Annotated in this window: 20 protein-coding genes; 15 read left to right on the forward strand and 5 right to left on the reverse strand. The window is 61.4% G+C overall.

The features are described 5' to 3' along the window. The 7 genes from AC0L3L_RS26305 to AC0L3L_RS26335 form a co-directional block, all read left to right on the forward strand. The coding region (locus AC0L3L_RS26305; protein WP_473639849.1) for an OmpA family protein at positions 1–767 on the forward strand (767 nt) is incomplete at its 5' end. A 16-nt stretch (positions 768–783) separates the two neighbouring features. After that, positions 784–1,275, forward strand: a complete 492-nt coding sequence (locus AC0L3L_RS26310) for a Rab family GTPase (RefSeq protein WP_473485751.1) — start codon at positions 784–786, stop codon at positions 1,273–1,275. A gap of 3 nt (positions 1,276–1,278) precedes the next feature. Next, complete coding sequence (locus AC0L3L_RS26315; protein WP_473639850.1) at positions 1,279–2,349, forward strand: adenylate/guanylate cyclase domain-containing protein; 1,071 nt, start codon at positions 1,279–1,281, stop codon at positions 2,347–2,349. 990 nt (positions 2,350–3,339) lie between these two features. After that, on the forward strand, positions 3,340–4,299 hold the full coding sequence (locus AC0L3L_RS26320) for an MBL fold metallo-hydrolase (protein ID WP_473485749.1): 960 nt from the start codon (positions 3,340–3,342) through the stop codon (positions 4,297–4,299). A gap of 52 nt (positions 4,300–4,351) precedes the next feature. Next, positions 4,352–4,561: a (2Fe-2S)-binding protein gene (locus AC0L3L_RS26325; RefSeq protein ID WP_473639852.1), complete on the forward strand. Its 210-nt coding sequence runs from the start codon at positions 4,352–4,354 to the stop codon at positions 4,559–4,561. A gap of 677 nt (positions 4,562–5,238) precedes the next feature. Further along, positions 5,239–6,492, forward strand: coding sequence for a cytochrome b (locus tag AC0L3L_RS26330; protein ID WP_473639854.1), 1,254 nt, complete (start codon positions 5,239–5,241; stop codon positions 6,490–6,492). Between the two features lie 59 nt (positions 6,493–6,551). After that, positions 6,552–8,105: a mechanosensitive ion channel family protein gene (locus AC0L3L_RS26335; RefSeq protein ID WP_473639856.1), complete on the forward strand. Its 1,554-nt coding sequence runs from the start codon at positions 6,552–6,554 to the stop codon at positions 8,103–8,105. Positions 8,106–8,213: 108 nt separating this feature from the next. Here the strand turns inward: AC0L3L_RS26335 and AC0L3L_RS26340 are convergent, their stop codons facing one another. After that, the gene (locus AC0L3L_RS26340; RefSeq protein ID WP_473639858.1) at positions 8,214–8,654 is read right to left on the reverse strand and encodes a sensor histidine kinase; all 441 of its coding nucleotides are present in this window, start codon (positions 8,652–8,654) and stop codon (positions 8,214–8,216) included. Between the two features lie 762 nt (positions 8,655–9,416). Between AC0L3L_RS26340 and AC0L3L_RS26345 the strand changes: the two genes are divergently transcribed. The 8 genes from AC0L3L_RS26345 (at position 9,417) to AC0L3L_RS26380 (ending at position 15,679) form a co-directional block, all read left to right on the forward strand. Then, positions 9,417–10,202, forward strand: a complete 786-nt coding sequence (locus AC0L3L_RS26345) for an alpha/beta fold hydrolase (protein WP_473639860.1) — start codon at positions 9,417–9,419, stop codon at positions 10,200–10,202. Between the two features lie 486 nt (positions 10,203–10,688). Then, on the forward strand, positions 10,689–11,459 hold the full coding sequence (locus tag AC0L3L_RS26350; protein ID WP_473639862.1) for an SDR family oxidoreductase: 771 nt from the start codon (positions 10,689–10,691) through the stop codon (positions 11,457–11,459). 187 nt (positions 11,460–11,646) lie between these two features. After that, positions 11,647–12,477: an alpha/beta fold hydrolase gene (locus AC0L3L_RS26355; RefSeq protein ID WP_473639864.1), complete on the forward strand. Its 831-nt coding sequence runs from the start codon at positions 11,647–11,649 to the stop codon at positions 12,475–12,477. A gap of 101 nt (positions 12,478–12,578) precedes the next feature. After that, positions 12,579–13,001, forward strand: a complete 423-nt coding sequence (locus AC0L3L_RS26360) for a cupin domain-containing protein (RefSeq protein ID WP_473639866.1) — start codon at positions 12,579–12,581, stop codon at positions 12,999–13,001. Between the two features lie 97 nt (positions 13,002–13,098). Then, complete coding sequence (locus AC0L3L_RS26365) at positions 13,099–13,533, forward strand: CBS domain-containing protein (protein ID WP_473639868.1); 435 nt, start codon at positions 13,099–13,101, stop codon at positions 13,531–13,533. A gap of 64 nt (positions 13,534–13,597) precedes the next feature. Next, positions 13,598–14,242 carry a glutathione binding-like protein gene (locus AC0L3L_RS26370; RefSeq protein ID WP_473639870.1) on the forward strand — a complete coding sequence of 215 codons (645 nt, stop codon included), beginning with the start codon at positions 13,598–13,600 and terminating at the stop codon, positions 14,240–14,242. Beyond that, a complete protein-coding gene (locus AC0L3L_RS26375) occupies positions 14,229–14,981 on the forward strand; it encodes an SDR family NAD(P)-dependent oxidoreductase (RefSeq protein WP_473639872.1) in 753 nt (250 codons plus the stop codon). The genes AC0L3L_RS26370 and AC0L3L_RS26375 overlap by 14 nt, the downstream gene beginning before the upstream one ends. 50 nt (positions 14,982–15,031) lie before the next feature. Further along, positions 15,032–15,679, forward strand: coding sequence for an HD domain-containing protein (locus AC0L3L_RS26380; protein ID WP_473639874.1), 648 nt, complete (start codon positions 15,032–15,034; stop codon positions 15,677–15,679). A 216-nt stretch (positions 15,680–15,895) separates the two neighbouring features. Here AC0L3L_RS26380 and AC0L3L_RS26385 read toward each other — a convergent pair whose 3' ends face one another. The 4 genes from AC0L3L_RS26385 to AC0L3L_RS26400 are packed head-to-tail and all read right to left on the reverse strand — an operon-like array spanning position 15,896 to position 20,427. Further along, positions 15,896–16,588: a response regulator transcription factor gene (locus AC0L3L_RS26385; RefSeq protein ID WP_123145970.1), complete on the reverse strand. Its 693-nt coding sequence runs from the start codon at positions 16,586–16,588 to the stop codon at positions 15,896–15,898. Then, positions 16,578–16,967: a response regulator gene (locus tag AC0L3L_RS26390; RefSeq protein ID WP_473639876.1), complete on the reverse strand. Its 390-nt coding sequence runs from the start codon at positions 16,965–16,967 to the stop codon at positions 16,578–16,580. The genes AC0L3L_RS26385 and AC0L3L_RS26390 overlap by 11 nt, the downstream gene beginning before the upstream one ends. Then, positions 16,964–17,611: a response regulator transcription factor gene (locus AC0L3L_RS26395; protein ID WP_473639878.1), complete on the reverse strand. Its 648-nt coding sequence runs from the start codon at positions 17,609–17,611 to the stop codon at positions 16,964–16,966. Before AC0L3L_RS26395 ends, AC0L3L_RS26390 begins: the two co-directional genes overlap by 4 nt. Beyond that, positions 17,608–20,427, reverse strand: a complete 2,820-nt coding sequence (locus AC0L3L_RS26400; protein WP_473639880.1) for an MASE1 domain-containing protein — start codon at positions 20,425–20,427, stop codon at positions 17,608–17,610. Before AC0L3L_RS26400 ends, AC0L3L_RS26395 begins: the two co-directional genes overlap by 4 nt. Positions 20,428–20,459 lie beyond the last annotated feature (32 nt).

The following is a 20,459-nucleotide window of genomic DNA, read 5'->3' on the forward strand; positions in this document are numbered from 1 at the left end:
CTTATGTGTCGCGACTTGAGGCCCAACCGGGAATCATCGTCGCCCAACAAACGGCGAGGGGCGGACATTTCTATATTTCCGGCCTGAGAGACCCGCAGGCCGCCGACCCGCAGGCTCTGCTGTCCGGAACAGGGGTTGATCCTGCTCGCGTTCATTCGCAGTGGCAATTCTATCAGAGCCTTGATCCGAAGTTCGTGCTGGAGCGGCTGGTGGCGTCGCTGACTCCGCCGAAATCGGTTCGGTTTATGATCATCGAGGATCGCATCGTTGTCCTGGGTGAAGCTCCTGCCGCCTGGATAAACCGGGCGCGGGTCGCCTCCCAACAGCTGTCCGCGGACGGGCTCTCTCTAGAAATCTCCGAGCTGCGTGAGTTGACCCCTCAGGAACTCACTCATTTGAGGGCGGCTATTCAAGCGGCCGACATTTTCTTCGATTCTGGCAAGGCTATACCGGGACCAGAGCAACTGCCGGTTCTCGACAAATTGGCAAATCAGTTGAAGGAATTGGCCAAGGACGCCCGCAAGGCAGGCGTAACGGCACAGTTCATGTTGACCGGCCATTCGGACGCGACGGGCCGTGAAACGGCCAACGTGTCGATCAGCGCCGCCCGTGCGGAGACAGTTCGTGCGCTTCTCAAGAAGCGCGGCGTCGATCCGGAATTGCTCTTGGTTCGCGGCGCGGGCACCTTTGAGCCAGCGGAGACTGAAACTAGCCGAACCGGGAGCTCCGCCAATCGCAGAGTTTCGGTTACGGTAAACTTCCACTAGGGCGGAGCCCGGGATATTGCAAAAGAAGATCTGCATGTTGGGCGGGTTCGCTGTCGGGAAGACGAGTCTGGTTCGCAGGTTTGTGCAAAGCATCTTTTCAGAAACCTACTTGACCACGGTGGGAGTGAAAATCGACAAGAAGAGTGTCGCATTCCCGGACAAAACCGTGGATCTGATTTTGTGGGATTTGGCCGGCGAAGACGATATCGGCTCATTCCGCGTCAGCTATGTGCGAGGTGCGAGTGGGCTCGTGCTTGTCGTCGATGGAACCCGCGCCGCTACTCTTGCCGTGGCGCTCACGCTGCGTGAGCGGGCCGAGGCCGAATTCGGCGCTATGCCGTTTGTATTGCTGTTCAACAAATCCGATCTGGCCGATCGGTGGGCAATATCGGATAGGGAGATTAACGAACTGAGGCAACTTGGATGGCAAATCTATCTAACAAGCGCGCTTTCGGGTGAATATGTTGATGACGCGTTTCGTCAGCTTGCTTCGATGGTTGCCAAATAGACCATGCATGAGTTGCCAAGAGAAGTCAGAAGCTGGATTTACGATTTCTTCTACAACGAGCACTCTGTCGCATATCTGAAAATTGACGCCCAGCTTTGCATCGCTGAGAAGGGCGGTAGTGTTAAACATTACGGCCTATCATCGCTTTGCATTGGCAAGCCCGTAGCCGAGCAGCTTGAATTCATGGAAGGTTTGCTGCCTTGCCCGGAGCTTCCATATCATATGGCCATGGTCGAACTGCCCAACGGGCGTGTCGCGGACCTTCATCTTTTTGCTGACAATGCCAGCGTATGGCTGCTCTTTCTTGACGCCACTGCCGAACGCGACAATAGGCAGCGGCTTCAACAGAAGGCTTATGAAATGACACTCCTGCAAGAGAGGGAGCGTCAACTCAACGAAAAATTACAATTGACGAACGAGGCATTGAGGCAGAGCCAAGAGGGATTGTCGCGTGAATACCAGCGCGCCGAAAGCCTACTCCTCAACATTCTTCCGGCGTCGATCGCGGAGCGGTTAAAAGCGGACGAACAAATTGCAGACAATCACGCTGAGGTGAGTGTGCTTTTTGCCGACATCGTCGGCTTTACGGAAAGAGCGCGGAGCGTCGGAGCCGAGACAACGCTCGCTATTTTAAATTACTTCTTCAAGGCGGCGGATCTGCTCTCGGAACGATACGGCTGCGAAAAGATCAAGACAATCGGCGATTGTGTGATGGTGGTCGCAGGCCTGCCCGCCGCGCGATCCGATCATGCAGAAGCCCTTGCGCACTATGCACTTGAACTGCGGAATGCGGTTAAGCGCGAACGCTTCGCAGGAGAACCGATAAGACTCAGAATTGGAATTCACTCAGGACCAATCGTCGCGGGCGTCATAGGCAAAAGGCGGTTTGCCTATGACCTGTGGGGCGAGACCGTTAATCTCGCCGCACGTATCCAAACGTCAGCGGAGCCCGATGAAATCCGTATTTCGGATGCAACTCGCAAACTGCTTGGACCAAATTTTGCTTGCGACTCGCTCGCGGAAACGGAATTGCGTGGTACAGGTCGTGTGCGAATGTGGCGGCTCCCGGCCTGATTTGCCGCTTGGCGGTGCCGACCCTGGAGCGCATTGCATCTCAAGCAACATCATGGTTTCGAATGTCCGCAGAGGTGCAGTCGACCACCGAGCGACCGCCAAAGGTCTGTCCTGGGTCACCGCAGGACTCTGTATAGACCGTCCTTAGCCGGAACGCGCGTCGGCACGGCCGCCTCGCCGGATTTGCAAGTCCGATGATCACGCACATATATGTCGTAAAGTATCAATTTACTTACGCGCTGAGTGGTATCGAAGGATGGATCGGTGCTTCGATTGACGGACTCCACCGACCGCCTCGCGCGACATTTGCGATACGTTGTGCCTCTCGATTGCTGCTGCATGACTGGCGAGAATGCTCATTGCAACAAGCATAGCCGTCCGTCTCATGGGATGCTTCTCCTTTCCAGTCGATCTGGTCGTGGATCGTGTCGCTCAGTCGATCGGAGCTTGCCACTTGCGCGTGCTTCGCCGCCGCAATCGGACATCCAGGTACCCTGCCCGCCGGCGGTGGGAAGGCGCCCATTGCGTTGCGCCATCACTAGTCGTGCTGGACTGTCTGTCGGTGCGCGACATGCCCGTGTTCCTCATTTGCTCGGTCGACCAGCGAGCAGACCAGAGCCATGGGGAGAACGCGATGTTGAGGGCGCGCGTGCAGTCGACTGCATCAAGGCTGTGGGCGACTGAGACCGCGGTATAGGATTGATCCTGATCCTACGCGCTGCGTGTACTGCCAACAGGCGAGAGGCACAGCCGTTGCTCGCTGCTCAAAGCGGCGTCTTCCGACTTTCGCGGGATATCACCCATGCTCGCAACGGGTCTGCCATAGACTTTCGCATCGCCTGACCGGTGCTTCCGTCCGATGGTGGCGCAGGCCGAGGCGGCGCAACTTCCACCGTAGACGCCAGGTGGCGGTCAATGGAGGCTCATGCCAAATCCACGGGCGCCAGCGGCGGAGGTGGCCGATACGGCCGTGGTCAGCAGGAGACAAACATGACCCTGGACAACATTTCACACCCCTCGATCCAGCACTGCGCCGACAGCCTGAACGCCAAGCACAGCAACGGTAGACCGGCGCCCGAATTGGTTCCGTCGCGCTACGCGCTGCAGGTCGGCGACATCGACGTGCTGGTGGTCAGCGATGGAGTGCTGCCGATACCAGCCCCGGTTATGGCATACAACGTCGACCCGGCCGTCCGGGCGGCCTGGCTGGACGACATGTTCCTGCCGCCGGACGTGCTCGAGTGGCCGCTGAACGTGGTCGTCGTACGCAGCGGCGGCCAGACCATACTCGTGGACGCCGGGCTGGGGATGGACCCGGACTTGCACTTGCCGAGGGCCGGGCGGTTGGTCTCGCGACTGGAGGCCGCCGGCATCGATCTCGCATCCGTCACCGACGTGGTGCTGACCCATATGCACATGGACCATATCGGCGGGCTGCTCATCGACGGGGTGAAGGACCGGCTGCGTCCGGATCTGCGGATTCACGTGGCGGCCGCCGAGCTCAAGTTCTGGGAGTCGCCCGATTTCTCCCGCGCCTCCATGCCAACAGGGTTCCCGGATGCGCTTCGGCGGGCGGCCAAGCGGTTCGTGAACGAGTACCGCAGCCAGTTGCGGCCGTTTGAGACGGAGCACGAGGTGGCGCCGGGGGTGGTCGTCACGCTCACTGGCGGCCACACCCCCGGGCACAGCGTGGTCCGCCTGGCGTCCGGCGGCGACCGGCTGACCTTCGCCGGCGACGCCGTGTTCCAGGTCGGGTTCGACCAACCCGACTGGCACAACGGCTTCGAACACGACCCTGAGGAGGCGGCCCGCGTCCGCATCAATCTTCTGCGGGAGCTTGCGGCAACCCGCGAGCCGCTGGTGGCCACTCACCTGCCGTTCCCGTCTATCTGCCATGTGGCGGTGGACGGCGATGTCTTTCGTTGCGTGCCGGTTGTCTGGGACTACTGACCCGCTTGTCGGGTCAGAGCCGCACCAGGTCGGCATCGAGACTCATCGCGCCATGATCGTGTGCTCGTGCAATGTGTTGAGCGATCAGGATGTCCGCTCCGCCGTCAAGGCGGAGCGGACGTGCTCGATCCGCCAGGTCTATGGCTGTCTCGGCTGCAGCGCCCAGTGCGGCCGTTGCGCGCGTACTATCCGCCGCATCATTGACGAGGCGCTCGCCAGCGCCCCTGCGGCATCCTGCAACGGCCGCGCGCAGTCTTCGTAATCCTGACTCGGCGATGTCGGAGGCCGGCGGCGATCGCGCCGAGTGCCGGAAATGGCGTCGACAACCCGCCAATCTCGGGCGCTGAAGGGCACCACGCCCCACACGGCACTCGTTTGACCTCGGGCGATTGGGCGCGGCCAATGATGCACGTTCAATGTTCATGGGAAGAGGCGCAGTCGTTCACGACGAGCGGCCGCGCGGCGCTGGGGGTCGGAGGCCGACCGGTCCGCCCCCACGCGCAAGCGCGCTTTGCCAATCGTGAAGGCGCGGCGGCAAGGTTGCGCCTCGGCCGTCCGGCGCAGCCTTTCAGTCAGGAACCCATAGACGAACGTATCGGACGCATGCGTCCTCGGCATGATAGTTCGAACACTGGAAAGGCTGGCATGCTTGGGTCCTCCACAACCCAACCAAGGAGCATCGGAAATGACGCTCGGATTCGTTCTTTCGAGGATGCTGCAGATATTCCTGAGGGTCTGGGCCGTCGACACGACGGCGCAGCCGGTTAGGCGCGGCGGGAACGGGTTTGCTCGCGCGATGGTCCGGCCGATCTCCTTACGCTGTCCCGTCGAGGAAGGTTCGTGACCGCGAGTGAACCCGCTCATCCGTGTTAAAGGGCGGCTGACCAAGGAGCGCCGGCCGATTTCGATACCGGCAATTTCAAAACCAGAGGCACCCCGATGAACGGTGGGCATTCCACCTATATTCCCAAGACCATGATCGGACGCTGGTTCGACGCCCGCCTGCCGGTGCCGCGCCTGGTGCATGATCAGTTCATCGTCTATCCGGTTCCACGCAACCTGAACTACGCCTATTCGTTCGGCGGCATCCTGTCGATGATGCTGGCCGCGCAGATCGTGACCGGCGTCGTGCTGGCCATGCACTACGCGGCCGACACGACACTGGCCTTCAATTCCGTAGACAAAATCATGCGCGACGTGAATTCCGGCTGGCTGTTGCGCTACCTGCACTCCAACGGCGCGTCGTTCTTCTTCATCGCGGTCTACGTCCATGTCTCCCGTGGCCTCTATTACGGCTCCTACAAGGCGCCACGCGAACTGCTGTGGGTCCTCGGCTGCACCAACCTTCTGTTGATGATGGCTACGGCGTTCATGGGTTACGTGCTGCCCTGGGGACAAATGTCGTTCTGGGGCGCGACCGTCATCACCGGCTTCTTCAGCGCCATCCCGCTGGTCGGCGACTGGGTGCAGCAATTGCTGCTCGGCGGCTTTGCGGTGGACAATCCGACTCTAAACCGCTTCTTTGCGCTGCATTATCTGCTGCCGTTCATGCTGACGGGCGTCGTCATCCTGCACATTTGGGCGCTTCACGTCGCCGGCCAGACCAATCCGGCAGGCATCGACGTGAAGTCGGAAACCGACGTCGTGGACTTCACGCCCCATGCCACAATGAAGGATGTGCTCGGGGCCGTGGTGTTCCTGCTCGCCTTTGCGTACTTCGTCTTCTACGTGCCGAATTATCTCGGGCATCCAGACAATTACACCGCCGCCGACCCGCTGAAGACGCCGGCGCATATCGTGCCCGAGTGGTACTTCCTGCCCTTCTACGCGATCCTGCGCGCCGTCACCTTCAACATCGGGCCGATCGACTCGAAGCTCGGCGGCGTGCTCGCCATGTTCGGCGCCATCGCCGTGTTGTTATTCGTGCCCTGGCTCGACACGTCGAAGGTGCGCTCGGCCGTCTACCGGCCCTGGTACAGGCGGTTCTTCTGGCTGTTTGTCGCCAACGCCCTCTTCCTTGGCTGGTTGGGATCCAAGCCGGCGGAAGGCTGGTACATCCCCGCCATGCAGGTGTCGACCATCTACTACTTCGCGTTCTTTCTCGTCGTCATGCCGCTGCTGGGCGTGATCGAGACGCCGCGGCGGCTGCCGAACTCGATAACCGAAGCGATCCTGGAGAAAGGCAAGGATTAACACCAAAGATCGCTTGCCCGGTCGCCATGCTCCGAGGCGAGGATTGTGTGAGGATTTTTATGGATCCGGATACGGCCATGAACTGGTGGAATTCTCCCCATCTCTATATGGTGCTGGTCGGTCTCGCCGGCATGGTCGTGTGGCACGTCATTCCGCGGCGGCTCTCCACCACCAGGCTGATTGTCCAGATCGCATTCTTCCTCGCTATGTCGGTCCTGCTTCTTGACGGAGCTGTGGTCCCCTACGAGCCGGCATGGGGCAATGAGACAACCGCGGGAGCAATTTTCGTCGGGACCGCCAAGTTGCTGTGGTGGGTTCACCTCGCCTGGGCGCTGATCGGATTTGTCCGCATCTATCTCGTGTTCGAGCGAAAGCCGCGCGAGGCGCGCCTTCTGCAGGACCTCGTCGTCGGCGCCGTCTATGTTGGGATGCTGCTGTCCATCCTGGCTTTCGTCTTCGGTGCGCCGGTCGGAACGCTGATCGCCACCTCGGGCGTCTTTGCCATCGTACTCGGACTGGCGCTCCAGAATACGCTGAGCGACGTCTTTTCGGGCATCGCGCTCAACCTCGGCCGACCTTATGTGCTTGGGGACTGGATCGTCCTGAGCGACGGAACCGAAGGGCGCGTTGTGGAGACCAACTGGCGATCGACCCACCTGCTCACCTTGGCCCACAACGTGGTGGCGCTGCCGAACAGCTTCCTCGCGAAGCTCGGGCTGACCAATGTCAGCAGCCCTGAGGAGAGCCATGGGCTGTCCGTCACGATAAGATTGGCGCCGACCAAGATGCCGGCGATCGTCGCGGACGTCATGAACGCGGCCTTACAAAGCAGCAACACAATACTAAGGGAGCCCCCACCGGTGGTCGCTATCAAAGCTCTGGATGCGACGGCGATCGAGGTCGATCTGTTTTTTCGCGTCGCAAATGTTGGCCAGCGAATTCCGGCGACGAACGAAATCTTCGATCTTGTCTACCGTCATTCCAAGTCCGCGGGTTTGCGGCTGGCAACGCCACCCTCCTCTTCGATTCTCATGAATGACTTGCCGAACGAAGAGACGGCAAATCTCGCGGAAGTCACGCCGATCAAGCTTATAAATGCCATACCAGTATTCTCGGCGTTGACGGACAACGAAAAAGAAGCCCTCGCGGCAGCGGTTACGGTGCGCACCTATCGCAAGGGCGACATCATAGCACGACAGGGAGAGATGCTGCCCTCCCTCATGATTGTTCGGACGGGCATCATTGTCCGAGAGCGCGGCGAAGATGACGCCCATCCGCAGGAGATCGGCCACCTCGCTCCCGGCGACTTTTTCGGAGAGACGGGTCTGCTCGCGGGCATTGGCGAGACCTCGACCTTGCGCGCAATGAGCCACGTCGTGGTCTACGAGATTGACCAGCAAAGCTTTGCGCCCCTGCTGCTCGACCGGCCCGAAATGGCTGAAGATCTTGCGGCGGTCCTCTCAGCCAGGATGTCTCTCGGCGGTAGCCGCACCGGACAAGAGCACACGGATTCGAAATTCGCGCTGCTCAAAGCCATGCAGACGATCTTTCACCCAGTACCGTTCCGGCGCGTTTCGAGCGCCGGCAGACCGGGCGGACAAGAAGGGAGGTAGCCATGAGATCCGACAAACCGGCGTCACAGATATCGTTTTGCCGGTGTCCAGTGAACCTGTGAGCGGTTTCAAGGTACGGCTGTGAGCCGGCACCCTATTGGCTTGCAGTTAATCCTGCCGGGCCTCCATGGCGGGCAGGCGCAATATCACTGTCGTGCCCGAGCCGAAGGCGCTTTCGATATCGACGCTCCCGCCGTGGCGCTCGGCAAAATGCTTCACCATCGGCAGGCCGACACCGCCCAGGCCCGTGCCCTTGGTGGTGAAAAAGAGATCGAAGGCGCGGAGCACGGTCTCCCGCGTCATTCCGATTCCACTGTCTTCGATACGGAGCTCGACGACAATGCCAGGATCCTGAACGACCGCGGCGGCGTTTATCGAGATCAACCCACCGTTCGGCATCGCGTCGCGCGCGTTGAATACGAGATTCATGACCGCGTTCTGCAAACCCAGCGGATCGCATTTCGCAGCGGGTAGATCGCGCCCAACGCGAACTTCGAGACGAACGTTCGTCTCCCATGCGCTTCGGACAAGGTTTTCGACCTCGGCCAAGCAGGCGCCCACGCTTGCATGTTCCGGCGCTCGATGACTTGCCGCGGCCCGGCCGACCGTCTCCCTGACGAGCGCGGCGGCTTGCTGCAGGGCGGTCCTGGCGCTGGCGATTACGGGGTCGAGAGCCGGAGCCGTCGAGACGCTCGGGTCGCGGGCGACCCGATTCAGTGCAGATGAAGCGACCTGAATAAGATTGCCCAGATCATGAACAATGCCGGCCGTCGACTGCTCTGCCGGCGGGTCGGACAGGGGAACATCAGTAGTCCGGTCAAAGACATGATTGTCGGCCGTGCCTGATCTTGTTTCCGCGCCTGACATTTTCATGCCCCCTTTTGTTCGGTCGACACCTGGCAATCCGGTCGTGTGAGGACACTATATTGAGGAGCATTTTCTGGTCGACGGGATGGAGGACGAGGGCGAGCCATACGGCGGTATTATGTCTCGCTGCAGTTTTCGCCGGATTGATCGTCATGGCACTTATTGAGACCGGTGAAGGGAGACACTGACAGCCGACGCCAGTCGGCCGCGCACTCCCTGCCAGCCTTGGGCGCGCTGCCTGGGAACGTCGGCGCGGCCGGCGATGCGTTCGATCGATGCCGGGAACCTACCCGTGCGCCGACTACCGACTACAGCTGCCACTCCCCCGGGTGCATCGTCCTAGACTTTCGGATCGCCTGACCGAGCCGTCCGTCGAATATTTTCGCGCGCCAAGTGGGCGCATTCTTCTCGGTATCGGACGACCCGCCGCACAGGAGAAGACACGTGCACAAGATCATTAGAGCCCTGGCCCTTGTTTACGCATGTTGCGTATCGGACAGCGCGACGACGCAGGCCGCGGACTATCAGGCAAAACCGACGATCGTGCTGGTGCATGGGGCCTTTGCTGAATCGTCGAGCTGGAACGGCGTCATCGCCGAGCTCAACAAGGACGGTTTCCGGACCATCGCTGCGGCCAACCCACTTCGCGGCGTTGCAAGCGATGCGGCCGCCGTATCGGCCGTCATCGGATCCATCGGCGGACCAGTCGTCCTGGTAGGCCATTCTTATGGCGGGCCGGTCATCACCGAGGCAGCTAACGGGAAGAACAATGTGAAAGCGCTGGTCTATGTGGCCGGATTCGCCCCGGACAAAGGCGAGTCCAGTCTCACGCTTTCGGGGAAGTTCCCAGGCAGCACGCTTGGCGAGGCGCTCCTGCCGGTGGCGCGGCCGGATGGAGGACAGGACCTCTACATCCAGCCGGAAAAGTTTCACGAGCAGTTCGCGGCCGATGTGCCGGCAGCGCAGGCCAGCCTGATGGCGGCGACACAACGCCCGGTGGCTGACGCCGCCCTGGCAGAGCCCTCCGGCGCGCCTTCTTGGAAGACAATTCCATCCTACGCGATCTACGGCTCGGCGGATCGGAATATCCCGCCAGCGGTCATGAAGTTCATGGCCGAGCGCGCGCATTCGGTGAAGACCATCGTCGTCGAGGGCGGGTCGCACGCGCTGATGGTCTCGCGTCCAGAAGCGATCGCCTTGCTCATAGAGGAAGCCGCATCGGCGCAGTGACGAAACCGGCCGCCTCGTGCCGGCTGCAAGTGCAAGCCCCAGGAGACATCGACATGAACATCGTGGTCATTGGCGGCACTCGGTACATCCGGTTAGCGACCGTCGAGAGGTTGCGTCAACAGGGGCACGACGTCGTGGCGGCGTCGCCGCAACGTCGTGCCCTCACAACAGCGGCACCTCATGATCCCGGCCACGCCGGCAGACCTCTTCGGGAATTCCTCGAGAACACCGCCTCCGTCCTGCGCCACCTATGGCACAGCCGACATCTTTGGCTTCGGCCACTACGGCAGCGCCTCGGAGGTCGTGGGATCGGGGCCAAGCGAGGGAAGGCTGCGAAGACAATGTTGCTTGAGCCAGGCCCTTCCGCTGGCGGTCGAAAGAGTCGCGGACGCGCGTCGCTCTCATCGAGGCATTCAGGACCGGCACGGTTAGAGCCGCCGGCGTTGTTCCAAGTAGATATTTTCGAAGTCAGAACAGGAGAATGACATGAAAATCGTAATCATCGGTGGCACCGGACTTATCGGCTCCAAGACCGTCGCAAGGCTGAGCGTGAAGGGCCACGACGTGTTGGCGGCGTCGCCAAGTGGCGGCGTCAACACCTTCACCGGTGAGGGATTGGACAAGGCTCTTGCCGGGGCGGAGGTTGTCATCGACCTCGCCAATTCGCCGTCGTTCGAGGACAAGGCCGTTCTCGCGTTCTTCGAAACAGCCGGAAAGAACCTGCTCGCGGCGGAAAAGGTTGCCGGCGTGAAACATCACATTGCGCTCTCGATCGTCGGGGCGGAGCGCCTGCCCCGCAGCGGCTACCTGCTCGCCAAGATGGCTCAGGAGAAGCTGATCAGGGAGTCGGGAATTCCCTACACGATCGTCCACTCGACCCAGTTCTTCGAGTTCCTTGGCGGCATTGCGCAGTCGGCAACTGTCGGCGACACGGTCACGGTATCGTCGGCCTACTTCCAGCCCATCGCCTCCGACGACGTCGCGGATGTCATGGATGACGTGGCCCTCTCCCAGCCGATTAACGGCGTGATGGAGATCGGCGGCCCCGAGCCCTTCCGCATGAACGAGCTGGTCGCGCGTTTTCTGCAGCTCGCCAACGATCCCAGGAAGGTGATCGGCGATCCTCATGCGCTCTATTTCGGGACCGAGCTAGACGACCGCTCGCTTGTCCCCGGCGCGGGCGCCCGCATCGGTTCGACGTCGTTCGAAGACTGGTTCGACCACGCCCCGCCTCGGCGAAGCGGTGTTGCGGCGTAACGGCGTCATCTGACGAGGAACGACGATGGACCACAAGCTGCCTATTGCGCCTCAGGCAAGTCGCCGAGCCCTCCTCCTCGGCGCAGCGGCCGCCGGCATTGCAACCGGCCTGCCCAAATATGCGCTCGCGCAAGGGACAGCCGGCCAGGAATCGAACTCATCCATCTCTCAAGAAGGATCGAAAGATATGAGCACTATCACCACCAAGGATGGCACCGAGATCTACTACAAGGACTGGGGTCCGAAGGATGCTCAACCGATCGTCTTCCATCACGGCTGGCCGCTCAGCGCCGACGACTGGGACACGCAGATGCTTTTCTTCGTCGGGCATGGATATCGCACCATAGCCCATGACCGGCGCGGGCACGGCCGTTCCGCGCAGGTGAGCGACGGTCACGATATGGATCACTATGCTGCCGACGCGGCTGCGGTGGTCGAGCATCTCGGCCTGAGGGACGCAATCCATATCGGCCACTCGACCGGCGGCGGCGAAGCCGCTCATTACGTCGCCCGCCACGGCAACGGGCGCACCGCGAAGCTCGTCCTCATCGGCGCGGTGCCGCCAATCATGGTGAAGACGCCGGCCAATCCTGGCGGCCTTCCGATCGAAGTGTTCGACGGGCTGCGCAAGTCGCTCGCCGACAACCGCGCGCAGTTTTACATCGATTTCCCATCGGGCCCCTTCTACAGCTTCAATCGGCCGGGCGCGAAAGCGATCCCGGGCATCATCCAGAACTGGTGGCGGCAGGGCATGATGGGCAGCGCCAAGGCGCACTACGACGGCATCAGGGCCTTTTCGGAAACCAACTTCACCGACGACCTCAAGATCATCGACGTGCCGACACTCGTCATGCACGGCACGGACGATCAGATCGTGCCCATTGCCGATTCCGCGCCGTTATCCGCAAAGCTTCTGAAGAACGGCACGCTCAAGATCTATGAGGACTTTCCGCACGGGATGTGTACCACGCATGCCGATGTGGTGAACGCCGACTTGCTCACCTTCATCAGGTCCTAGGCTCACGTCGTGCCCTCAGGCGAGAGCCCGATCGCCAGCCGTCCGCCGTCCCTCCGGCCGGCGATCACCCGCAATCTCAACCGCAAACTGGAGCCAGACAAATGATCAGGAGCATACTCTACAGCACCGCCGCTCTCGCGGCGTTCATCGCCACGGCCGCGCTGGCCGACAATACGGCTAGCGCTTTCAAAAACGTGAAGCTCGTTTATGATCAACCGCTTCCGAACGTGTCCGGCAAGAGCATGAGAGGTGTGCTTGTCGAATATGAGCCAGGCGGCAACTCGCCCGCGCATCTCCATCCCAAATCTGCCTTCATCTACGCCACGGTTCTCGAAGGGGCGATCAAGAGTCAGGTCAATGATGGCCCGGTGGTCACCTATCGCACCGGCGAGAGCTGGTCCGAATATCCCGGCGATCGTCACCGCGTCAGCCAGAATGCCAGCGCGACTGACCCCGCCCGGCTGTTGGCCGTCTTCATCGTCGACACCGACGAGACCGAACTTGTGCTCCCCTACGAAGAATGAGGTCGGGATTTCATCGCCCTGTCTCAAGGGGAAGAGCGCCGCGCCGCCGAGCACCTGAAGCATTCGCGGCGCGGCCACGCAACCAAGGACGGCTGCAATGATCATCGACAAACTGCATGCTTTGACGTCGCCACGTCTCGCCGTGATCGACTTTAATGCCACCGTGCAAACTGCCGCCCATTGGCTTTCCCGGCCTGGAGTCGGTCTCGTCGTGGTGTGCAACGGCAGCGGAAACGCGGAAGGTGTCCTGAGCAAATCCGATCTCGTCCGCCATCTCGCAGGTTCGATGTCGGCGCCGCCGGTGTCGGCCCTGATGAGCAGGTCTATCGTCTCGTGTAGCCCGCAGGACGATGTCCACGCGGTGTGGCAAACTATGGCTGCGCGAAACCTTCAAAATATTCCCGTGATCGACGATGCCGCCAGGCCTCTCGGCATATTGGACATAGGCGACGCGATGAAAGCTCTGTTCGAGCAGGAAGAAATGCAGGAGCGGATGCTCTTCAATTACGTCACCGGGGTCGGTTACCGCTAGCCCCACCCCGCAGCGACGCCACCACGCCCTTAAGAAGAAAATCCCCGCCAGAAGGATCGTAAAGATGAAATTATATTACAGCCCACTCGCCTGCAGCCTGGCCGATCACATCGCCTTGCTCGAGGCCGCAGTGCCGTTCGAGCGGGAGAGCGTAGACCTGAAAACGAAGCGGACGGCCTCGGGAGCCGATTTCAACGATATTATCAGCAAGGGCTACGTGCCGGCACTAGTGCTGGACAGCGGGGAAATCCTTACCGAGAACATCGCCATTCTCGATTGGCTCGCCATGCAATATCCGGCGCTCGGCGTTCCGGGCGATCTAGGCCGCACGCGCGTTCTGGAAGCGCTGGCTTTCATCTCGACCGAGGTGCACCGCAGCTTCAAGCCAATGTGGCACGGCGGTGCCGAAGCCGAAAAGGCGCAGGCCAGGGCAAAGATTTCAGGACTGCTCTACAATCTGGCTGATACCCAGGTCGGCGGCTATCTGTTCGGCGAAACGCCCAGCGTCGCGGATTTCTACCTGTTGGTGATGCTGCTGTGGGCCGAGCGTTTCGATGTGCGCATCCCCGCATCATTCGTAGCGCTGCGTCACCGCATAGTGAGCCGTCCTGCGGTGCAAGCCGCCATGCGGCAAGAGGGACTGATCTCGTTGATGAACAATGAACCAGCGTCTCGGGTTCCTGAGAGGCGAGATCATGTCGACGCTTGATAACAAGGTCGTCATCGTCACCGGCGGAAGCTCCGGCATCGGCCGCGCCGCAGCCCTGAGCTTTGCCAGGCAAGGTGGGAAGGTCCTCATCACAGGACGCCGCTCGGGGCCGCTGGAGGAAACAGTCGCCGCGCACCCGAACATCGCCGGCCTTGTCGCCGACGTTGCGAAGGCCGAAGACGCCCAACGCACAATCGCGAAGGCAGTCGACACATGGGGCCGCTTGGACGTGCTGGTGAACAATGCCGGCGCTGGCGCTCTCTTGTCTCTGGGGGACGCAACCGCTGAGCGGATCAACAACATCTTTGCGGTGAATGTCGTTGGCCCAAGCCTGCTGGCGGGGGCGGCGATTCCGCATCTGGCGGCGGTGACGGGAGCGATCATCAACATATCGAGCACGTTCGGTCACAAGCCCGGGGCTGGTCTCTCGCACTACGCCGCCAGCAAGGCGGGGCTGGAGCATCTCACTCGCTGCTGGGCGCTGGAGCTCGCGCCTCTGGGCGTGCGCGCCAACGCCGTTGCTGCCGGCCCGACCGAATCGGGAGCGCTGACAGGCATGATGGGGCTCTCTCCGGAACATGCAGCAGTTATCGAGGAAGCTGAGCGCGAGCAGATACCGCTCAAACGACGTGGCAGCCCGGACGACGTAGCCAGGTGGATCGTGCATCTCGCCGATCCGGGATCCGAGTGGGTGACCGGACAGGTAATCGCCGTGGATGGGGGCTTGGGCCTCACATGACGCACGTGCCGGCGAACTGCCGGTCGAAAATCGCTGAGGAGACTATGGACATGAACCGAACCAGCGGTCGAATCCTGGCAGGGATTTCGGTTCCCGATACGCCGCTCGTGGAACAGGCCCTCGTTTATGCCCGTCGGGAAAGCGAGCCCTATCTGTTCAATCATGTCGTCCGTTCCTGGTTGTTTGCGGCACGGATCGGGCAGCTTCGGAACATCGACCACGACGCGGAAGTCGTCGCCTTGGGGACGCTGTTGCACGACATCACGCTGAACGAGCGCTTTGACGGTCCACGCCGTTTCGAAGTCGAAGGCGCCGATCTGGCCCGGATATTCGCCCGGCAACGCGGTGTCGACCAGCGCCGAGCCCAGCTGATCTGGGACAGCGTCGCCCTCAACTCGACACCATCCATCGGCCTCTACAAGGAGGCGGAGGTGGCGCTCTGTACCGCCGGAATCTGCCTGGATGTGGTCGGCCTGCAATACGAGCTTATCCCCGCAGCAGAGATAGCGAGGATCGTTGAGGAATTCCCGCGGCTCGACATGAAGCGGCGCATGACCGGGTGCTTCTCTCACATCGCCGAGGCCAGACCGGAAACGACCTACGACAATTTCGTCCGGGATTTCGGTGAACGCTATGTACCTGGATACCGAACTCCTTCATCCGTCGATCTCGTGTCGAACGCGCCTTTCGAAGAGTGAACACGTTTAAGGGCCAAATTATCCGGCGTTCCGCGCTTAGAAGGCGACATCGGAGGTCGTACATTGCTGTACGCCTTGAATTGCCTTGACCCGACAATTGCCTTGACCCGACAAGTCCGCTGCCTTCAAGCTGACCTCCTCGTGCTTCACGAGGAGGGATATCCCTGCGCTAGCCGATCCTTTCGGACGGAAGCATCCATCGCCTTGTGCCAAAGTCTAGTTCGCGCCGGCGTCGCGCATCGCCGCCGGCAGCGTCTCCCATGCGCGGATCAGTTCGCCGATGGATGCGGCCTCCATCTTGCGCATGACATTGCCGCGGTGCAGCTTCACCGTCACCTCACTAATGCCGAGATCGAAGGCGATCTGCTTGTTGAGGCGTCCACGGGCGACCTGATGCAGAACCTCGCGCTCGCGTGGCGTCAGCGTCTCGAGGCGGTCGAGGTTGCGCTTGACGACCGCAGCTTCCGCTCGCCGCGTGGCATCCGTCGCGATGCCCGCAAGTACGGCGTCAAGCAGCGTCTGATCCCGCACCGGCTTCGTCAGAAAGTCCACCGCACCGGCCTTCATCGCCTGCACGGTCATGGGAATGTCGCCATGCCCGGTCAGGAAGATGACCGGCTTGGGGTTGCCGGTTTGGGCCAGATGGCGCTGCAAGTCGAGGCCGCTCGACCCCGGCATTCGCACATCGAGGATCAGGCAACCGGAGCTGTCCAGTACGTCGGCATTGAGCAATTCGCGCGTCGAGCTGAAACAAACAGGCTGGAATCCAGCGGAAAGTATCAATTCGGACAGCGCCTCCTGAACAGACGCATCGTCATCCACAATGATGACGAGTGGCTGCTCCGCTTCGCTCCTCCTCTGCGCTGACAACGGAGCCGATCCCCGTAAGTGTGGCTGCTCAACTCTCATGCTCACCTCCATTTTTCGATTTGCGTAAGGCATTGCCGATGGCTGCCAGCATGACCTGCGCATCGAACGGCTTGCGGAAGCATCTGCTGACGCCCTGGACTCTGTCCGCATCGGTAATCTCGTCGCGCCCAGTGATCAGGAATATCGGCAGATCCGGGCGCACCTTCCTTACCAGGTCACAAAGCTCGAAGCCGTCCATGCCGGGCATCCCAATGTCGGTGATGAGAACGTCCAGGCCGGCCAGCCCGCTGATGAGCAATGATCGTGCTGACGAGAAGCTGCGTGCCGCATAGCCTGCGGACTCCAGCAGATCCTCCAGCGACTCGAGCACCCTTGGATCGTCGTCGACAACCGCAACAACGGGACTTTCCTTGGTCACGCCCGGCTCCCCCCCGCTCGGCGCGAGTGGGTGACTGGTATCTCCAATCGCTCCGCGATCCTCACGAGATCAGCGAGCGACGCCGCCGCCATTTTCTGCATCACGTTCCTTCTATGGATTTCCAGCGTGACTTCGCTGATCCCCAGCTCGGCGGCGGCCTGCTTGTTGAGCAGACCACTCACTACCAACGGCAGCACCTCGCGTTCGCGTGGCGTCAGCTCGAGATAGCGTCGCCTCAGCACGCTTAGTTCAGCGCGCGCCGATCTCCTTTCCCGATCCTCGGCTATCGCCGCATGGATTGCAGACATAAGATCGGCATCGCTGAAGGGCTTGGTGAGAAAGTCCACGGCGCCATGCTTGATCGCCTGGACGGATGAAGGAATGTCGCCGTGCCCTGTTATGAACACGATCGGCGGATGATCTCCCTTCGCAATCTGCCTCTGCAGATCGAGGCCGTTTATGTCGGGCAGCTCGACATCGAGGATGAGGCATGCCGGGGCGTCCGGTTTGTCCGCACTGATGTATTCGCCGGCCGATCCGAACGCGGCGGCGCGAATGCCGTGCGAATCGAGCAACTCGCTCAGCGCTTCCCGTAGGCGCGCATCGTCGTCCACGATGAAGACGATATGGTCATCCGTGGTCATGGCGCCGCTTTCGTTTCAATAGGCAAGGTGAAGACGAACGTCGCTCCCTGCGGTTCGTTCTTCTCCGCCCACAGGCGTCCGCCATGCGATTCGACGATCGAACGGCTGATCGCGAGCCCCATGCCCATTCCGTTCCCCTTCGTCGTGAAGAACGGCTCGAATATCTTGTCGGGAAACGCGACCCCCGCGCCGCGATCACTGATCTCCGTTTGGACCACATCGCCCACGCGGCGGACCCTCACCCCAAGAACCCGGTCACCCGCAATGGAGTCCATCGCATCCATGCCGTTTCGAATGAGGTTCACCAGGACCTGCTGGATATGTACGCGGTCGAGGGCGAGAAGCGGCAAGCTGCTTCCGACATCGACATCCAGGCGGACGCGCCGCCGCGCCGCCTCCTCGGCCATAAGATCGCGCGCCTCGGCTATGATGCTACCGAGCTTCGTGCGATTCCTCGGCTCCACGGATTGCCTGAACAAGGCGCGGATTCGGCTGACAACTTCTGCTGCCGAGTTGGCGTCCCGGATGATGCGCTCGGCGGTGATCTTCGCGCGCTCGAGGTTTGGGGGTTCGGCCGAAAGCCAACGGTGGCATGCACTGGAGTTGGCGACGATCGCGGCGAGTGGTTGGTTCACCTCATGCGCGATAGATGCCGAGAGCTCGGCAAGGCTGGCTGCCTGGCTCGCACGCGCTAGACTTGCTTGCGCCAGACGCAGCTCTTCCTGCGCCCGAACTTCCCCATCGATGTCGATGGAAATTGCGTACCATTGCACGATCGCGCCGCTTTGGTCCCGCACCGGCTCCCCGCGGCCGTCGACCCAGCGATACGCGCCATCCGCATGACGCATACGATACTTCATAAAGTAGGGCTCCCCGGTGGCGAGGGAGTGGCGAACCGTGTCGAGCAGGAGAGGTGCATTGTCGGGATGGACGAGGGCCTGTATGGCTGCCGCCAGCCGGCTCATGTCAGGCTTGTCCAGTTGCGCCAGGTCGTTCAAGCCGAAGAAGTCTAGCAAGCGCTTGTTGAAGAAGGTCGGCTCGCCTTCCGGCGTCAGACGTCTGATATGGACGGGAACCATGTTCACGAGCTGCGAGAGCTCGCGCTGCCTATCGCGCAAGGCTTCCTGCGCACGCACCTCATCGTCGATGTCGAGGGAAACGCCGTACCATTCCGCGACCTCACCGTCTTCGTTACGCCGAGGCTCCACCCTGCACTCGGCCCAGCGATACGCGCCGTCCTCTTCGCGCCAACGAAATCGCATCGTGGACACGCCGCCGGTTTCGAAGCAATTCCGTAGAGTGTTCTGCACCTTCGGAGCATCTTCGGGATGGATCAGCTCTTGAAGCAGCTTCTCGATGCGCGGCTCCTCGATAGCTTCGAAATTCGCGATGACGGAGCGGAAATGGTCCTGGTAACGCTTGTTGAAGTAGACCGGCCCGCCCGTAGGCTTTGCGCTCCAGATGCGGACCGGCACGGCGTCGATCGTCTCCCGCAACTGCCGCTCGCTGCGCCGTAACGCCTCTTCGGCGTGCATCTGGTCGTCGATGTCGTGACAGAGGCCGTACCATTGGACGATGCGCCCCTCCTGATCCCTCATCGGCTCGGCGCGGCTCGACATCCAGCGGTAGGTCCCGTCGAGGCGGCGCAAGCGGTACCGCATCGCAAAGACCTCGCCGGTGGCGAGGCAATCGCGGAGCGCGTCCCCGAACGCCGCCGCATCGTCCGGATGGACGCCGGCCTCTATCATCGCGGTCAAGCGGCTCATGCCCGGCTTGACCGTATCCGCCACGTCCAGGCCGAGAAAATCGACCATGCGCTTATTGAAAAAAATCGGCTCGCCGTCAGGCGTTAGACGCCAGACGTGGCTCGGAACCATATCGACGAGCTGCGAGAGCTCCCGTTCCCGGTCTCGCGATGTGGCCAGCGCCAGCTGATATTGCCGGGATATGGCCGCCACGATGAGCGCCGAAAATGCCGAGATTGCCAGGAAAAGCTGCAGCATGACCTGCCTTTCCCTCTGGGACTCGGGATCGCCGACAAACTGGCTGTCACCGGATATCGTCAGCGCCATCGTGATCAGGGCGAGGAGCGTCAAGGCGACGGCAGAACCTCTGAACTCGAAGCGCGCCGCGGCCCAAAGAAGGGGCGGCATGATGATGTAGGGGGTGGGCAGATAGACGTCGCTCAAGGAAAGTGCGGCGACCCCTAGGAAGATCAGACCTAGGACGCCGGCTTCCGCCCGCTGCGCGGGAGAGAATTGGGTCTTGCTGCGCCAATACTGGATCACGACCAACGCCGGTGGCGCTACGAGCAGGATTCCGGTGGCGTCTCCAATCCAAAACAGCGGCCATACCGCCGTGAAGGTTTGCGATTCTACCCCAAACCACGCAAGCGTCGCGCTTCCCACCGTCGCGCTTACGAGGGGCGCAACTCCAGCACCCAGAACGACGAATGCGAGAACTTCCTGCAAGGTTTCGAGCCGAACCGGGCGCCCGCATGTCCGGTTCACCAGCGTTGCGCCGACAGCCGCGCCGAGGGCGTTGCCGACATAGATCAGAAAGCCCGCAGGCAGCGGACTGTGGAACCACACGAACTGCGCGAACATCTCCGCCAGGCAACCCGCCAGTATCCACCACGGCCAACTGTAAGGCGAGGTGAGGATGAGCGTCGCGATGAAAACGCCGCCCGGAGGCCAAACGGAAACCGTTATTCCGGGGACGATTGCGAGCGCCTGGGCGAACCCGCAGCCCAAGACATATGCCGCAAAAAATAGCCCCAGATGAAGGAATTGCGGGCGCGACCAGACGGACATCATCGGTTTCTCCTGCCGGGCAAAGAAGGGCTGGG

Source organism: Mesorhizobium sp. WSM4849 (genome assembly GCF_055811385.1).

Coding starts and splice junctions, on each gene's coding strand:
- AC0L3L_RS26385 (WP_123145970.1), bottom strand. CDS start 16,588: ATGAGAGTTGAGCAGCCACACTTACGGGGATCGGCTCCGTTGTCAGCG.
- AC0L3L_RS26375 (WP_473639872.1), top strand. CDS start 14,229: ATGTCGACGCTTGATAACAAGGTCGTCATCGTCACCGGCGGAAGCTCC.
- AC0L3L_RS26355 (WP_473639864.1), top strand. CDS start 11,647: ATGAGCACTATCACCACCAAGGATGGCACCGAGATCTACTACAAGGAC.
- AC0L3L_RS26380 (WP_473639874.1), top strand. CDS start 15,032: ATGAACCGAACCAGCGGTCGAATCCTGGCAGGGATTTCGGTTCCCGAT.
- AC0L3L_RS26315 (WP_473639850.1), top strand. CDS start 1,279: ATGCATGAGTTGCCAAGAGAAGTCAGAAGCTGGATTTACGATTTCTTC.
- AC0L3L_RS26400 (WP_473639880.1), bottom strand. CDS start 20,427: ATGATGTCCGTCTGGTCGCGCCCGCAATTCCTTCATCTGGGGCTATTT.
- AC0L3L_RS26320 (WP_473485749.1), top strand. CDS start 3,340: ATGACCCTGGACAACATTTCACACCCCTCGATCCAGCACTGCGCCGAC.
- AC0L3L_RS26330 (WP_473639854.1), top strand. CDS start 5,239: ATGAACGGTGGGCATTCCACCTATATTCCCAAGACCATGATCGGACGC.
- AC0L3L_RS26335 (WP_473639856.1), top strand. CDS start 6,552: ATGGATCCGGATACGGCCATGAACTGGTGGAATTCTCCCCATCTCTAT.
- AC0L3L_RS26370 (WP_473639870.1), top strand. CDS start 13,598: ATGAAATTATATTACAGCCCACTCGCCTGCAGCCTGGCCGATCACATC.
- AC0L3L_RS26360 (WP_473639866.1), top strand. CDS start 12,579: ATGATCAGGAGCATACTCTACAGCACCGCCGCTCTCGCGGCGTTCATC.
- AC0L3L_RS26395 (WP_473639878.1), bottom strand. CDS start 17,611: ATGACCACGGATGACCATATCGTCTTCATCGTGGACGACGATGCGCGC.
- AC0L3L_RS26365 (WP_473639868.1), top strand. CDS start 13,099: ATGATCATCGACAAACTGCATGCTTTGACGTCGCCACGTCTCGCCGTG.
- AC0L3L_RS26350 (WP_473639862.1), top strand. CDS start 10,689: ATGAAAATCGTAATCATCGGTGGCACCGGACTTATCGGCTCCAAGACC.
- AC0L3L_RS26325 (WP_473639852.1), top strand. CDS start 4,352: ATGATCGTGTGCTCGTGCAATGTGTTGAGCGATCAGGATGTCCGCTCC.